This is a genomic window from Pseudaquabacterium rugosum, from assembly GCF_038066575.1.
Classification (GTDB): Bacteria; Pseudomonadota; Gammaproteobacteria; order Burkholderiales; family Burkholderiaceae_C; genus Pseudaquabacterium; species Pseudaquabacterium rugosum.
The window spans coordinates 185,193-199,378 of the sequence record NZ_JBBUTF010000014.1 but is presented as its reverse complement, the minus strand read 5'-3'; the positions used below and the strand labels follow the sequence as shown (position 1 = coordinate 199,378).

Annotated in this window: 13 protein-coding genes; 10 read left to right on the top strand and 3 right to left on the bottom strand. The window is 68.7% G+C overall.

Going from position 1 to position 14,186, the window contains the following annotated elements:
* The coding region (locus AACH11_RS16220) for an ISAs1 family transposase (RefSeq protein ID WP_341375283.1) at positions 1–368 on the bottom strand (368 nt) is incomplete at its 3' end.
* An 89-nt stretch (positions 369–457) separates the two neighbouring features.
* On the opposite strand from AACH11_RS16220, the gene AACH11_RS16215 reads away from it, so the two are divergent.
* The 7 genes from AACH11_RS16215 (at position 458) to AACH11_RS16185 (ending at position 8,646) form a co-directional block, all read left to right on the top strand.
* Positions 458–1,456, top strand: coding sequence for a hypothetical protein (locus tag AACH11_RS16215; RefSeq protein WP_341375282.1), 999 nt, complete (start codon positions 458–460; stop codon positions 1,454–1,456).
* Positions 1,456–1,920, top strand: coding sequence for a hypothetical protein (locus AACH11_RS16210; RefSeq protein ID WP_341375281.1), 465 nt, complete (start codon positions 1,456–1,458; stop codon positions 1,918–1,920). The genes AACH11_RS16215 and AACH11_RS16210 overlap by 1 nt, the downstream gene beginning before the upstream one ends.
* Complete coding sequence (locus tag AACH11_RS16205; protein WP_341375280.1) at positions 1,917–5,000, top strand: DEAD/DEAH box helicase family protein; 3,084 nt, start codon at positions 1,917–1,919, stop codon at positions 4,998–5,000. Before AACH11_RS16210 ends, AACH11_RS16205 begins: the two co-directional genes overlap by 4 nt.
* Positions 4,997–6,058 (top strand): HNH endonuclease signature motif containing protein, encoded by a 1,062-nt coding sequence (locus AACH11_RS16200; RefSeq protein ID WP_341375279.1) that lies wholly within the window; start codon positions 4,997–4,999, stop codon positions 6,056–6,058. Before AACH11_RS16205 ends, AACH11_RS16200 begins: the two co-directional genes overlap by 4 nt.
* Positions 6,055–6,768: a DUF3800 domain-containing protein gene (locus AACH11_RS16195; RefSeq protein WP_341375278.1), complete on the top strand. Its 714-nt coding sequence runs from the start codon at positions 6,055–6,057 to the stop codon at positions 6,766–6,768. The genes AACH11_RS16200 and AACH11_RS16195 overlap by 4 nt, the downstream gene beginning before the upstream one ends.
* Positions 6,765–7,256 (top strand): hypothetical protein, encoded by a 492-nt coding sequence (locus AACH11_RS16190; protein WP_341375277.1) that lies wholly within the window; start codon positions 6,765–6,767, stop codon positions 7,254–7,256. Before AACH11_RS16195 ends, AACH11_RS16190 begins: the two co-directional genes overlap by 4 nt.
* 979 nt (positions 7,257–8,235) lie before the next feature.
* Positions 8,236–8,646 carry a YkgJ family cysteine cluster protein gene (locus AACH11_RS16185; protein ID WP_341375276.1) on the top strand — a complete coding sequence of 137 codons (411 nt, stop codon included), beginning with the start codon at positions 8,236–8,238 and terminating at the stop codon, positions 8,644–8,646.
* Between the two features lie 113 nt (positions 8,647–8,759).
* On the opposite strand, the gene AACH11_RS16180 is transcribed toward AACH11_RS16185, so the two are convergent.
* On the bottom strand, positions 8,760–9,878 hold the full coding sequence (locus AACH11_RS16180) for a pseudouridine-5'-phosphate glycosidase (RefSeq protein ID WP_341375275.1): 1,119 nt from the start codon (positions 9,876–9,878) through the stop codon (positions 8,760–8,762).
* A gap of 160 nt (positions 9,879–10,038) precedes the next feature.
* On the opposite strand from AACH11_RS16180, the gene ubiA reads away from it, so the two are divergent.
* On the top strand, positions 10,039–10,977 hold the full coding sequence (gene ubiA / locus AACH11_RS16175; RefSeq protein ID WP_423228764.1) for a 4-hydroxybenzoate octaprenyltransferase: 939 nt from the start codon (positions 10,039–10,041) through the stop codon (positions 10,975–10,977).
* A gap of 149 nt (positions 10,978–11,126) precedes the next feature.
* Here ubiA and proC read toward each other — a convergent pair whose 3' ends face one another.
* Positions 11,127–11,984, bottom strand: coding sequence for a pyrroline-5-carboxylate reductase (gene proC, locus AACH11_RS16170; RefSeq protein ID WP_341375274.1), 858 nt, complete (start codon positions 11,982–11,984; stop codon positions 11,127–11,129).
* A gap of 297 nt (positions 11,985–12,281) precedes the next feature.
* Between proC and AACH11_RS16165 the strand changes: the two genes are divergently transcribed.
* Positions 12,282–13,571, top strand: coding sequence for a Glu/Leu/Phe/Val family dehydrogenase (locus AACH11_RS16165; protein WP_341375273.1), 1,290 nt, complete (start codon positions 12,282–12,284; stop codon positions 13,569–13,571).
* Between the two features lie 50 nt (positions 13,572–13,621).
* Positions 13,622–14,116, top strand: a complete 495-nt coding sequence (locus tag AACH11_RS16160) for an Lrp/AsnC ligand binding domain-containing protein (protein ID WP_341375272.1) — start codon at positions 13,622–13,624, stop codon at positions 14,114–14,116.
* Positions 14,117–14,186: the final 70 nt, after the last annotated feature.

Below are 14,186 nucleotides of genomic sequence, written 5' to 3'. Positions count from 1 at the left end.
GAGCCCCGCAGCGTCTTGCCATCGATGGCGATGTGCTGCTGCGCCAGGTTCGGGCACAGCTGGGTCATCCAGCCTCGAAAACAGTCCTCGAACCGCGCCGAGTCCAGCATCGCGAACACCCGGCCGAAGGTGTCGTGCGAGGCGATGCCCTGCTCGAACGGCAGGAAGCGACGCAACCACTCCAGCTTGAACTCGCCCCACTCGCTGACATCGACCCAGTCCTCCGCCCCGGCGGAGATCGCGCACAGCGCCGCCAGCAGCAACTCCTGCAGCGGGTACTGGAAGCGTCCGCTCGGTTTGCGCGGATCGTCCAGGTCTTCGAAGCGCCGCATCAGTTCGTCGCCAGCAGCAGTCAGGTCGGATGCCATCGTGTCAGGTCGTTTTCGGGAGCCGCGTTCGTATCACACATCGGGGGTGGGGGCTAATGCAATCGCCCTGCCAGCGCATGCAGGCGGAGATGGACCGCGCCATCGCAGCAAGCGCCGAAAGCGAAACCCTGTACGACCAGCCAGAGAAGAGCAAGACCAAGCTGCGAATCACCGGCCCGTTCACGGTCGAGGCCGTGCCCTTCCCGACGGTGCTGAGCCTGGAGGCCGCCGAGGGCGGTGCATCGGCCACGCCCACCGAAGACCAGGCCTACCAGACCAGCATCGCGCGCAGCGGCGAGAGCAACCGCCAGCAGCAGTGGCGCGATGAGTTGCTGAAGACCGGCATCCGCGGCAAGGGCGGCCAGAAGCTGGAATTCGCCGAACTAGAGGTGATGGCCGGCACCACCTGCCTGCACGCCACCGGCACGCTGGCCGAGACGGGCGAGCGCGTGGTGGTGAGCTTCGGCCCCGAGCATGGCGCGCTGGAGCAGCGCCAGGTGGAGCACGCGCTGAACGAAGCCGGCGAGCTGTTTCCGCGGCCGAAGATGATCGTGTTCTGCGCCTTCACCTTCGATCCGGAAGCGGCCAAGGACATCGACGCGCTGAAGGGCATCACCGCGCTGAAGGCGCAGATGAACACCGACCTGCTGACCGAGGACCTGAAGAAGGCCCGCAGCAGCAACCAGAGCTTCTGGCTGATGGGCCAGCCCGACGTGGCGCTGACGCTGACGGCCGATGGCCTGTGGCAGGTGGAGGTCAACGGCTTCGATTACTTCGACACCGTGAAGGGCGAACTGATCTCGGGCGGCAAGGGCAAGATCGCCATGTGGAGCCTGGACACCGACTACGACGGCCGCAGCCTGTTCCCGCATCAGGTGTTCTTCCCCATGGCCGGCAAGGACGAAGGCTGGAAGAAGCTGAAGAAGACGATCCGCGCTGAGCTGGACGAGTCGATGCTGGACCAGTTCCACGGCACCGTGTCGCTGCCCTTCGAAGCCGGCAAGCACGCCAAGGCGGCGGTCAAGATCGTGGATGACCGCGGCATCGAGTCGCTGAAGATCCTGCCGCTGGTGAAGGGGGCCCTCTGATGGCGCCCAGCAAGGAGTGGCTGGACCTGGCCAGCCTGATAGGCGGCTTCGGCAGTGGTGTTGCGGGTGTTGGTGTGGTGGCCGCGTTCTGGCAGCTCAGGCTGCTGAAGATGCAGAGCGTGACCAGCTTTGAGGACGGGCTGGTGGACGAATACCGCGACATCGCCAAGGATCTGCCGCTGGACGCGCTGCTGGGCGCGGACATGACGGCGCAGCAGGTGGCCGATGCCCTGCCGGCCTTCTACCGTTACTTCGACCTGTGCAACCAGCAGGTGTTCTTGCACAAGCAGGGCCGCATCAGGGCGGAGACCTGGGTGCTGTGGAAGGACGGCATCGTGTCGAACCTGCGGCGCCCGGCGTTCGCCCTGGCCTGGGCCGAGATCGCCGCGAAGGCGGCCGGCGACTTCGATGAGTTGCGCGCGCTATGCCCGCCGAAGGCCGCTGCGCAGCAGGGGGCCGCATGAAGCGCCCCGGCAACGTCATCATCAACTCGCCCTTCGTCGTCCCGCAGCGCCACTGGCAGCAGCAGAACGACGGCACGCTGGCGCTGATCGAGGGCCGCCGGCCGGCCAGCTACGAGATCTACGACGTCCGCAACAACACGCGGCGCGTGGAGGTGCTGGAGCAGGTCAACGAGATCCGCAGCCGCGTGGACGCCTGGCGTGCCGACGACTACCCCGGCGTGACGGCGGTGACGCGCCAGCTGCTGGAACACTGGCGCGACCAGACGGCCGGCGTGCGCACCAATTCCTTCTACTACTGCCAGCTGGAGGCGGTGGAGACGCAGATCTGGTGGGTGGAGGCCGCTGCCTCCTACCGGCAAGGCGTGTTCCTGCAGGGCGACGGCGGCCCGTTCGAGCGCGTGTGCAACAAGATGGCCACCGGCTCGGGCAAGACCGCGGTGATGGCCATGCTCATCACCTGGCAGGTGCTCAACGCCGTCACCTACCCGAAGCGCCACAAGGACTTCTCACGCGCCGTCTTCATCGTGGCGCCGGGCCTCACCGTCAAGGGCCGGCTCAAGGTGCTGTACCCGGGTGAGCCGGGCAACGCCTACGACGAGTTCGCCACCTGCCCGTCGGATGCACTGCGCAGCAAGCTCAACCAGGCCGAGATCCTGGTGGAGAACTGGCACACGCTGATGCCGCTGAAGGAGCCCGACCGCTCGGTGGTGAAGAAGGGCAAGGAGCCCGACGAGGTCTTCACGAAGCGGGTGCTGGGCAAGCTGGCGCAGTTCAAGGACATCGTCGTCATCAACGACGAGGCCCACCACGCTTACCGCAAGCCGGCCGACATCAAGATCAGCAAGGCGCAGGCCGCTGAACTGGGCATCGACCTGGACGAGGCCACGCGCTGGATCGAAGGGCAGGACCGCATCCACAAGACTCGCCGCATCCAGCGCTGCTTCGACCTGTCGGCCACCCCGTTCGCGCCCACCGGCAAGGCCAACGCCGAAGAAGGCCTGTTCACCTGGGTGGTGAGCGACTTCGGCCTGAACGACGCCATCGAAGCCGGCTTGGTCAAGACGCCGCGGGTGGTGGTGCGTGATGACGCGCTGCCGAATGCCCAGACCTACCGATCCAAGCTCTACCACCTGTACCGCGAGCCCGAGGTGCAGGAGGACTTGAACCGCCGCGGCGCCGAGCCGCACGAGGCGCTGCCCAAGCTGGTGCAGGACGCCTACACCCTGCTGGGCGCCGACTGGCGGGCCGCGCTGCTGGACTGGCGCGCGGCCGGCCACGCGTCGCCGCCGGTGATGCTGACCGTCTGCAACCGCGTGGAGACGGCCGCGCGCATTGAGCACTACCTCAACCACGGCGATGCGCACTGGACCGAACTGAAGGCGCCAGAGCGCACGCTGCGGGTCGATTCCAAGGTGCTGGAGAAGGCCGAGATCGGCGAGAAGGCGACGGGCGAAAGCGTGTTCAAGGCGCGGCTGTCGTCGCTGCTGAAGGTGCTGCAGCTGCCAGAGGCCATCGCTGAAAAACTCGATGAAGCGAAGAAGGATGGCGACAAGCTGAAGGTGCTGGCCGCGCACATCAGCCTGAAGCCCGAGGCCCGCCAGCGCTTCGACGCGCAGCAGCCGGATGACCAGTTGGTGACCTTGATCCAGGCCGCGCCGATCGACGCGGCGGTGAAGGACTACCTGCTGGGCGCGACCGAGTACGTCAACCGCCTGCGCGAGATCGTGAAGGCGGCCCAGCTGCCCAAGGACCGCGAGGAACGGCTGCTGACGCTCGACAAGGAAGACCTGCTGCGCGCCATCGTGGACAGCGTGGGCAAGCAAGGCCAGGCCGGCCAAGGGCTGCAGAGCGTCATCTCGGTGGCGATGCTGTCCGAGGGCTGGGACGCCAAGAACGTCACCCACATCATGGGTCTGCGCGCCTTCACCAGCCAGTTGCTGTGCGAGCAGGTGATCGGCCGTGGTCTGCGCCGCGTGGGCTATGACCGCGACGAGAACGGCCTGTTCGTGCCCGAGTACGTCAACGTCTTCGGCGTACCGCTGTCGGTGTTCGTCGATGGTGACGATGGCGGACCGCCGCCGCCGCCGCCCAAGCCCAGCACGCAGATCGAGTCGCTGCCCTCACGCAACGAACTGGAGGTGCGCTGGCCCAACCTGTTGCGCGTGGACGTGGTGGTCAAGCCAACGCTGGCCGTAGCCTGGAGCACGGTGCCGGCGCTGCGGCTGGACCCGGCCGCCACCCCCATCAGCGCCGAGCTGGCGCCGGCCGTGGGCGGTGCGACCGACCTGGGCAAGACGACGAGCATCGACCTGGAGAAACTGCCCGAGGACTTCCGCGCGCAGCGCATCATCTTCCAGGCCGCGCGCAAGGCCTTCGACCAGATGAGCGGGCGCTTCAAGGGCAACCGCGAGTACCTGGTCTTCCAGCTGATCCGCCTTGTCGAGCAGTTCATCAGCCCGGCCGCGAACAAGCTGGACATCCCGAGCCTGTTCCACAGCGACGGCCTGCGCCGCCGCATCCTGATCGCGCTGAACGCCGACCTTGTCGTGCAGCACCTGGTCAAGCACGTGGAGCAGCAGAACGTCGCCAGCATCGAGCCCGTGTTCGACCCCGAGCAGCCGATCGGATCGACCCGCGCCATGCGCACCTGGTACACGACCAAGGGGAACCAGCCGACGAAGCGGTCACAGATCAGCCACGTGGTGGGCGACAGCTCGTGGGAGATCTACGCGGCCAACATCTTCGACAGCAGCGATCTGGTGTCGGCCTACGCCAAAAACGACCACCTGGGCTTCCAGATCTTCTACCTGTGGGGCGGATCACGCCGCCGCTTCCTGCCCGACTTCATCGTGCGCCTGGCCAACGGCAAGACGCTGGTGCTGGAAATCAAGGGCGAAGACTCACCGCAGAACGTCGCCAAGCGCGATGCGTTGAAGCTGTGGGTTGACGCCGTCAACGCCAAGGGCGGCTTCGGCACGTGGTGCTGGGATGTGGCGTTCGAGCCGGCGCAGGTGCATGACATCGTGCAGCGGCATGGGGCAACAGCTGATGCGCCCCCAGCGGCGCTGGCACTGTCATGACCAGCGGACAGGGGCTGGCGCAGCAGACCATCGCGTCGCTCATGCCGAGCAGGCGCGAGATCGTCTACGAGATCCTTAGAGACGAGATCCACGCCGATGTCTCGGACTGGGCCAACTACAAGAAGGGCGCGACAGCACCCGCAGCGAACCCGAAGTACTGCTATGAGTGGAGCTTCACCCAAGATGACCGCATCGTCGTCCTGAACCTTTGGCATGCCAGCTTCAAGCCGCGCGGCGACGATGTCATCTGCGAGCTGAACATGCGGGCGCACGCCCATGAAATCGCGCGCGCCCAAGACGAGCCTTGGCGAGACAAGAAGCCCAAGCCAATTTGGGAGAAGCGGGCCTTGAAGATGGATCGCGCCATCCAACTTGCTGATCGGAAGAAGCTGCCGGTTCGCGTGATCGTCTGCGAAGGCAACATGCGCGACGCCGCCGCCGGCGATGAAAAGGCCTCTGAGGTGAAGCGGCGCATGCTGGACCTGTTGCCATGGACCATCGAGAGCTACGACTGGACCTCAGGCGCAGCGATCCTGCGCAGGGGTGTTGTCGCAAGTGCCCCCCGAGACGCGGATCCCAGCGACCTGGGTACTACCACCTCGACACCGCCGACACCGATCGCAGCACAGTCCTCTGAGCCACCGCGGCCACTCGCCCCTGCCCACGCCCAGCCCGTTGCCGCTGAAGCCAGCCCCGAAGAAGCAAGGTATGTCGACCAGTTCGACGCCGCACTCGTGGCGCTGCCTGAGCGCCGCGAGACGACAGGCAGTACCTTCCTGCGAAGCCCTGACGTTCGCGCCGCCGCGTTGGCGCGCGCCGGCGGCCTATGCCAGCTTTGCGCCAGCCCCGGCTTCGTGACGGCAGCAGGGAAGGTCTACTTGGAAACTCACCACGTCATCCCGCTCGGAGAGGGCGGGGCAGACGCGTTGACGAACGTAGTTGCCCTATGCGCGACAGACCACCGGCGAGCGCACTTCGATGCCGATAGCGACCGGCTCAGAAGCATTCTCCTGCGCCTCGCCAAAGGCGAGCCAGTGCTGATGAAGCCTAACAAATGACAAGCACGTACAACATCTACTGCGATGAGTCTTGCCACCTCGAACACGATGGCCAGTCGGCCATGGTCTTGGGGGCTGTGTGGTGTCCGATCGAAAGGTCACGCGAGGCGTCTGTCCGGCTACGGGAGATCAAGAGCCGCCACGGGATGGCGCCCACGTTCGAGGTGAAGTGGACCAAGGTGTCTGCGTCGAAGCAGCAGCTTTACATCGACTTGGTCGACTACTTTCTCGACGACGACGATCTGCACTTCCGAGCGCTAGTCGTCCCCGACAAGAGCCGCCTCAACCACCAAGCTTTTCCCGGCCAGAACCACGATGTCTGGTACTACAAGATGTACTTCGAGATGTTGAAGGTGCTGCTGACCCCTGAGGACCGCTATCGCATCTACATCGACATCAAAGACACGCGGGGAACCGCCAAGGTGCGGAAGCTGCACGAGGTGCTGTGCAACAACCTCTACGACTTCAACCGGGATGTCGTCGAAAGGGTTCAACAGGTGCGGTCGCACGAGTTGGAGCTCTTGCAACTGGCCGACCTACTGATCGGTGCCGTGTCGTACGTCAACCGCGGACTCGGCGGCAATGCAGGCAAGCTGGCCGTGCTAGACAGGCTACGTGCCAGAACACACTACTCCTTGACGAAATCGACCCTGCTACGCGAGCAGAAGCTGAACGTGTTTCGCTGGCAGCCGCAAGGGGGTGCGCAGTGAGCGACCATTTCGCGTGGCTTCCAGCGTTGATCAGACTTGCCGACCACGGCGGCTCGTGGGAGAGCTACGAGGCCGAGTTGTACGACCATTTCTGCAATGACTTCGTCCACTCCAAGCCCACCTTCCGCGGCGTGAAGCTCGGGCTCAAGCGGTTCCCTCTAAGCAAAGGCAAAGAGGCCACCTACTGGCACATGGTCTCTGAAGGCAAGGTGGAGGACGACAGAACCATCGATCTCAAGCGCTGTGAGCGCATCCGCTGGCCCCGCCCTGGCATCGACAACAGCGAGGAGACCGGCGTGAAGGTCTGGGAAACTGAGGTCAAGGGCGAGACGCGCATCACGATCTGGCTGGAAGCCGAGGACTACGTGATCATCCTTGCCCGGCGGCAGTCCTACATCCTTCCGTGGACCGCCTTCGTGGTGGATCAGGAGCACCGCAAGCGTAAGCTCCGCGCCCAGTACGACGCCTACATCGCGGCCAGCGCATAGCGCGCGTACGCCACAAAGGCTGACGCCGCTCAGGGAGCGGCGTCGTAACTCCTTCTACACATGGTAGATGAGCTGAGAGCATTATCGGCACAGCCGCGACCCTTTTCAAGGCTCAGGGACTTTGCCGATCCAGTCAACTGAGGGGGATCTGTCGGCCAATTCCTTACGTATCAATCACTTAGCGAGATTCTGCGCCATGCACTAGCAGTGGCGGCGTGTCGCAGATGCGTGACGGTTTGCTCAGTGGGCGCGCTGAAGTCGGCATACCCAAGCCGAAACAGCCCCATACGTCAACGACATGTCATTCCCGTGGTCGCAGCCCAGCGGCACCGCACATCCACCCCGACCACGGAGCACCCATGACCATCGCATCCACCCTGTCCAGCCTGACCCGCACCTCCTCGTTCACCTTCCCCTCCCAGCTGGACGTCAACGTCCACGTGCGCGTCCGTCGCTGACATCGGCCCGCCCGCCGGCCTGAGCGCCGGCCTCCCTCCTACACGAACGCCCATGGCCTGACCGCCATGGGCGTTTTGCTTTCCGGGCACCCGATGCACCGAGAGGACGCCACACATGACCTCGACCACCACCTTTCACCTGGTCCGCCAGGCCACCGCCGCGAAGCTCGGCGCCAATTCCACGGGCACGATCAGCTACGCCGTCCTGATCGACGCCGAGCGCACCGAACCCTTCATCGCCTTGACGGGCAATGACGGCGGCGGCTACTTCAGCCGAGAGGCCGTGCCGATCTCCGCCCTGCGCCGCTGCGCAGGCCAGACCGACAGCGACAAGCCGCTGGGCGCCAGCGCGTTCAAGCCGGCTTTCGTCGGCCGCAGCACGAACAACGGCTATTTCGCCGTGGCTGCCCTGCGCGCCGAGGGCCTGCTGAACTGGCCTGTTCCCTTCCAGCCATACCCAGCAGAAGTCCGCCCTCCTCGCACCGACAATCGGCCACCCACCGTACTTCCCGCCGCTGTCCATGCGCTCGCCCATCCACATCGTCGACGTCGAACGCCCGGAGACCTGGACGCGCTGGCGTGCCGGTCTGTGCGACAGCTGCCAGGCCAACTGCTGCACGATGCCGGTCGAGGTGCGCATGGCCGATCTGCTGCGGCTGGGGCTGGTCGACCCCTTCGAGGTCGAGCACGAGGAAGAGCGGCTGATCGCCCGGCGGCTGATCAAGATGGGCGTGGTCGCGCGCTACCACGCGCGCTTCGGGCTGTTCACGCTGCCGCGGCGCGCCAGTGGCGACTGCCACTATCTGGACCGCCACACCCGGCGCTGCAGCGTCTATGCCGAGCGGCCGGACACCTGCCGCAAGCATCCGCAGATCGGGCCGAAGCCGGGGCACTGCCCGTACGGGCGGCGCAGCGAGGCCCCGCGCGGCTGAAGCGCGCGTCGGCTCGGCACACGCGTCACGGCGCCTGCCGGGCGGGGCCGGATGCGCCGGCCCGCTCAGTCGCCGCGTCATCCGCCGCGTCATCCGCCGCCTCAGCCGCCGCCTCAGTCACCACCCGTGGCCGCCTGCAGCCGCTGCTGGTAGGCCACGGCGATGCCGGCGGCCACGCGGGCGTTGTCCAGCACCAGCTGGATGTTGGCCGCCAGGCTGACGCCGCCGGTCAGTTCGGCCACCCGGGCCAGCAGGAAGGGCGTGCTGGCCTTGCCGTGGATGCCCTGCGCGTCGGCCTCGGCCAGGGCCTGGTCGATGGCGCCATCGACCCGCTCGCGCGGCAGCGCGTGTTCGAGCGGAATCGGGTTGGCGATGACCAGCCCGCCGCCAGGAGCAGGGCCGAAGGCCGCCGCGCCCACGGCATTCACGGCATTCACGGCATCCGCAGCACCCACAGAGCCCATGGCACCCACGGCATCCGCAGCGCCTGCGGCACGCGTGGCCAGCCGCGCCACCGCCGCCGGCCGCGGCCCCCACCCGTGCGCGCCGTCCGGTGGCCCGATCAGCCAATGCGCGTGCATGACGGCCGCGGCCTCGGCGGCATCGGCCAGGCGGGCGTCGACCGGGTGGCCGCTGTCGCGGCTGTAGAAGGCCGGCAGCGCGTCGCACTGCCAGCCCAGCAGCGGCACGCCGTGGGTCTCCAGGTACTCGCGGGTCAGGCCCAGGTCGAGGATGCTCTTGATGCCGGCGCACACCACGGCCACCGGCGTGCGGGCCAGCTCCTGCAGATCGGCCGAGATGTCCATCGTGCTGGCAGCGCCGCGGTGCACGCCGCCGATGCCGCCGGTGGCGAAGACGCGGATGCCGGCCAGCGCGGCGATGATCATCGTCGCCGCCACGGTGGTGGCACCGTCGCCGCGGCGGGCGGCCAGCAGCGCCAGATCGCGCCGGCTGGCCTTGACCGCGGCCGGGCCGATGCGCGCCAGGCGCTCGATCTCGTCGTCCGACAGCCCGGCCTTGAAGCGGCCGCCGAGCACGGCGATGGTCGCCGGCACCGCGCCGTGCTCGCGCACCCGGCGCTGCACGGCCAGCGCGGTCTGGGCGTTCTGCGGCCAGGGCATGCCGTGGCTGATGATGGTCGATTCGAGGGCGACCACGGGCCGGCCCTCGGCCAGCGCGGCGGCAACCTCGGGGCTCAGGTCCAGCAGGGGATGGGTGGGCGGCGTCGTCATGCGGCGATTGTGGGTGCCGGATCGCAGGCGGGCACCGGATGCCGCAGGGGATGCCCGGGCGCACGGCGGTCGGGTGCCGGCTGCGCGCAGACCGACCGCAGCCGGACCGCACCGGACCGCAAGGGGCGGCACCGGATCCAGCCGCTACCATCGGCCGGCCATGTCGATGTCCGCCCGCACGCCCTCTTCGCCGCCGGCCCCGCCGTCCGCTCCCGGCCGCCTCGCGCTGTACCTGAACCTGATCCGCTGGGACCGGCCGGCCGGCTGGCTGCTGCTGCTGTGGCCGACGCTGGCCGCGCTGTGGATGGCCGCCGACGGCTTTCCCGGCTGGCACCTGCTGGCGGTGTTCACGGCCGGCACCATCCTGATGCGCTCGGCCGGCTGCTGCGTCAACGACGTGGCCGACCGCGACTTCGACCGCCACGTCAAGCGCACCGCCCAGCGCCCGGTGACCTCGGGCGCGGTCAGCGTCAAGGAGGCGCTGCTGCTGGGCGCGGTGCTGGCGCTGCTCGCCTTCGCCCTGGTGCTGACGACCAATCCGCCGACCATCGCGCTGTCCTTCCCGGCGCTGGCGGTGGCCATCGCCTATCCCTGGGCCAAGCGGGTGCTCAACATGCCGCAGGCGGTGCTGGGCGTGGCCTTCAGCTTCGGCATTCCGATGGCCTTCTCGGCCGTGCTGGGCGGGCGCGATGCGTCGGTGGCCGGCGTGGCGGCCTCGGTGCCGGCGGCGGCCTGGTGGCTGCTGCTGGGCAATCTGTGCTGGGTGCTGGCCTACGACACCGAGTACGCGATGGTCGACCGCGACGACGACCTGAAGGTCGGCATCAAGACCTCGGCCATCACGCTGGGCCGCTTCGATGTCGCCGGGGTGATGGCCTTCTACGCGCTGTTCCTGGCCAGCTGGTCGGCGCTGGGCCATGCGCTGGGCATGGGCCGGTGGTACCAGGCCGGCATCGCGGTGGGCGCCGCCCAGGCGCTGTGGCACTGGACGCTGATCCGCGACCGCAGCCGCGAGGGCTGCTTCAAGGCCTTCCGCCTGAACCACTGGCTGGGCGCGGCGGTGTTCGCCGGCACGGTGGTGGATCTGGCGCTGCGCTGAGCGCAGCTGAGCAGGGCTGGGCGGGGCCGGTTGCGGCCGCTCAGGTGGCGCCGGCCCGCGGCGCCGCAGCGCGATGAGGCCGCGACGCGCCGCCCTCGACGGTCGACGTCGGCGGTCCGCATCGCCCGCCAGCGGCGGCGGCGGCCGGCTCAGCGGCCGAACTCGTCGCCCAGCTCGGCCGCCCGCCGCGCGGCGGCCTGCAGCGCGCGCACCATCGCGGCATCGACCTGGTCGGCGGCCAGCGACTGCAGCGCGGCGTAGGTGGTGCCGCCCTTGCTGGTGACGCGCTCGCGCAGGGTGGCCGGGCTCTCGGGGCTCTGCGCGGCCAGCGCGGCGGCACCGTCGAAGGTGGCCAGCGCCAGGCGCTTGCCCTGCTCGGCGCTCAGGCCCAGCGCCTGGGCGCCGGCCATCATGGCCTCGACCAGATAGAAGACGTAGGCCGGGCCGGAGCCCGACAGCGCGGTGACGGCATCGAGCTGGCTTTCCTGCTCGACCCACAGCGTCTGGCCGGTGGGTGCCAGCACGGCCTCGATCCAGGTCCGCTCGTCGGCGCTGACGGCCGGCAGCGCATGCAGGCCGGCGATGCCGCGACCGATCAGCGCCGGCGTGTTGGGCATGCTGCGCACGATGCGCGCGGCCGCCGGCGCCAGGCCGAGCGCGGCGGCGATGCCGTCACAGCGCAGACCGGCCATCACGCTCAGGTGCAGCGCGCCGGCCGCGTGCGGCGCCACCGGGGCCGCCGCCTCCTTGAACAGCTGCGGCTTGACCGCCCACACCACCAGCGCGGCCTCGGCCAGCGTGGCATCGGCCGCGGCCAGGGTGCGCACGCCGAAGTCGGCCACGAGCCGTGCGCGCTGCTCGGCGCCCGGATCGACCACGATCAGCTGGGACGGCGCCAGACCGGCCCGCAGCAGCCCGCCGATCAGGGCGCTGGCCATGTTGCCGCCACCGATGAACGCGATGGTGCGGGTGTCGGCGGTCGAAGAGGATGTGGGGGTGGAGCTCATGCGCGGCAGTGTAGCCAGCGGGCCAGCGGCCCCTTGCGCGACGGCGGCCGGCCCCCATCGGCCCCGCGTCGCCAACCCCGCAGACACGCGGCCATGCCGCCGCCGCATGGAGTCATGCACCAGATCGATGCGTGCCGCGCCAAAGGTCATGCATCGTTTGCATGATTGATCCTGCGCCGTCCTGCGTCTGCCTACAGTGCGCCCACGCCCGGCGACCCGCCGGACGACATGAGCCGGCGCAGGGGTATCCGGCGGCACCCCGCCGCGGCCCCACGCCGTCACAGGAGACCCACCATCATGAGCCTGTCCTACGTCCACCCCGCTTCCGACAGCCCCTGGGGCACCTATCTGTCCCAGGTCGAGCGCGTGCTGCCCTACCTCGGTGATCTGGCCCGCTGGGCCGAGACCCTGCGCCGCCCGAAGCGGGCGCTGATCGTCGACATCCCGATCGAGCTGGACAACGGCACCATCGCCCACTACGAGGGCTACCGCGTGCAGCACAGCCTGACGCGCGGCCCGGGCAAGGGCGGCGTGCGCTACCACCCGGACGTCACGCTGGAAGAGGTGATGGCGCTGTCGGCCTGGATGAGCATCAAGAACGCGGCCGTCAACCTGCCCTACGGCGGTGCCAAGGGCGGCATCCGCGTCGATCCCAAGCACCTCAGCCAGAAGGAGCTGGAGAAGCTGACCCGCCGCTACACCAGCGAGATCGGTCTGATCATCGGCCCGCACCAGGACATCCCGGCGCCCGACGTGAACACCAACGGCCAGATCATGGCCTGGATGATGGACACGTACTCGATGAACACCGGCGCCACCGCCACCGGCGTGGTCACCGGCAAGCCGGTGCACCTGGGCGGCTCGCTGGGCCGCGTCAAGGCCACCGGCCGCGGCGTGTTCGTCACCGGGCGCGAGGCGGCCCGCCGCATCGGGCTGGAGCTCGACGGCGCCCGCGTGGCGGTGCAGGGCTTCGGCAACGTCGGCTCGTCGGCGGCCGAGCTGTTCGGCCAGGCCGGCGCGAAGATCGTCGCCGTGCAGGACCACAGCGGCACCGTGGCCCACCCGAACGGGCTGGACCTGGCCACGCTGATCCCGTGGGTGCGCCAGCACGGCGGCGTGGCCGGCTATGCCGCCGACGGCGCGGGCACGCACGGCGCCGAGGTCATCCCCGACGAGGCCTTCTGGGACACCGCCTGCGAGATCCTGATCCCGGCCGCGCTCGAGAACCAGATCACCGCCGCCCGCGCCGAACGCCTGCACGCGAAGCTGGTGCTCGAAGGCGCCAACGGCCCGACCGGCTCGGCCGCCGACGACGTGCTGGCCGACCGCGGCGTGCTGGTGGTGCCCGACGTGATCTGCAACGCCGGCGGCGTGACCGTCAGCTACTTCGAGTGGGTGCAGGACTTCTCCAGCTTCTTCTGGACCGAGGACGAGATCAACGCCCGCCTGGACAAGATCATGGTCGGCGCGCTGCGCCGCATCTGGGAGGTGGCCGACCAGCACCGCATCACGCTGCGCACCGCCACCTTCGCCGTGGCCTGCGAGCGCATCCTGACCGCACGCCAGGAACGCGGCCTCTACCCCTGAGCGGCACGGGCGCGAGAATCGCGGCGTCCTGACCCGCCCCGGCCGCCGCGATGCCCGCTGAACCGACTGTCGATCCCGATGCCCCGCGCCCGCTCGACCGCATCGACCGCCGCATCCTGGCCTCGCTGCAGGCCGACGGGCGCATCAGCAACCTGAAGCTGGCCGAGGCGGTGCACCTGTCGCCCACGGCGGTGCTCGAACGCGTGCGCCGCCTGACGCGCGAGGGCTACATCCTCGGCTACGAGGCGCGGCTCAACCCGGTGCTGCTGGGCGCCGGGCTGCTGGTCTTCGTCGAGGTGCTGCTCGACCGCACCGTGCAGGACGTGATGGACACCTTCCGCGCCGCCGTCCAGGTGCACGACGAGATCCTCGAATGCCACCTGGTGGCCGGCGGCTTCGACTACCTGCTCAAGACCCGGGTGGCCGACATGACGGCCTACCGCAGCTTCATCGGCGACGTGATCTGGAGCCTGCCCGGCGTGCGCGAGACACGCACCTACGCGGTGATGGAAGAGGTCAAGAGCAGCGCGCGCATTCCGGTCTGAGCCCGGTCGGCGGCGCGCCTCCGGCAGCCGCCGCGGCATGGCGATTGCTTGACACGGTCCAACGAGGTCG

Coding starts and splice junctions, on each gene's coding strand:
- AACH11_RS16185 (WP_341375276.1), top strand. CDS start 8,236: ATGCGCTCGCCCATCCACATCGTCGACGTCGAACGCCCGGAGACCTGG.
- AACH11_RS16165 (WP_341375273.1), top strand. CDS start 12,282: ATGAGCCTGTCCTACGTCCACCCCGCTTCCGACAGCCCCTGGGGCACC.
- proC (WP_341375274.1), bottom strand. CDS start 11,984: ATGAGCTCCACCCCCACATCCTCTTCGACCGCCGACACCCGCACCATC.
- AACH11_RS16180 (WP_341375275.1), bottom strand. CDS start 9,878: ATGACGACGCCGCCCACCCATCCCCTGCTGGACCTGAGCCCCGAGGTT.
- AACH11_RS16210 (WP_341375281.1), top strand. CDS start 1,456: ATGGCGCCCAGCAAGGAGTGGCTGGACCTGGCCAGCCTGATAGGCGGC.
- ubiA (WP_423228764.1), top strand. CDS start 10,039: ATGTCGATGTCCGCCCGCACGCCCTCTTCGCCGCCGGCCCCGCCGTCC.
- AACH11_RS16205 (WP_341375280.1), top strand. CDS start 1,917: ATGAAGCGCCCCGGCAACGTCATCATCAACTCGCCCTTCGTCGTCCCG.
- AACH11_RS16215 (WP_341375282.1), top strand. CDS start 458: ATGGACCGCGCCATCGCAGCAAGCGCCGAAAGCGAAACCCTGTACGAC.
- AACH11_RS16195 (WP_341375278.1), top strand. CDS start 6,055: ATGACAAGCACGTACAACATCTACTGCGATGAGTCTTGCCACCTCGAA.
- AACH11_RS16200 (WP_341375279.1), top strand. CDS start 4,997: ATGACCAGCGGACAGGGGCTGGCGCAGCAGACCATCGCGTCGCTCATG.
- AACH11_RS16160 (WP_341375272.1), top strand. CDS start 13,622: ATGCCCGCTGAACCGACTGTCGATCCCGATGCCCCGCGCCCGCTCGAC.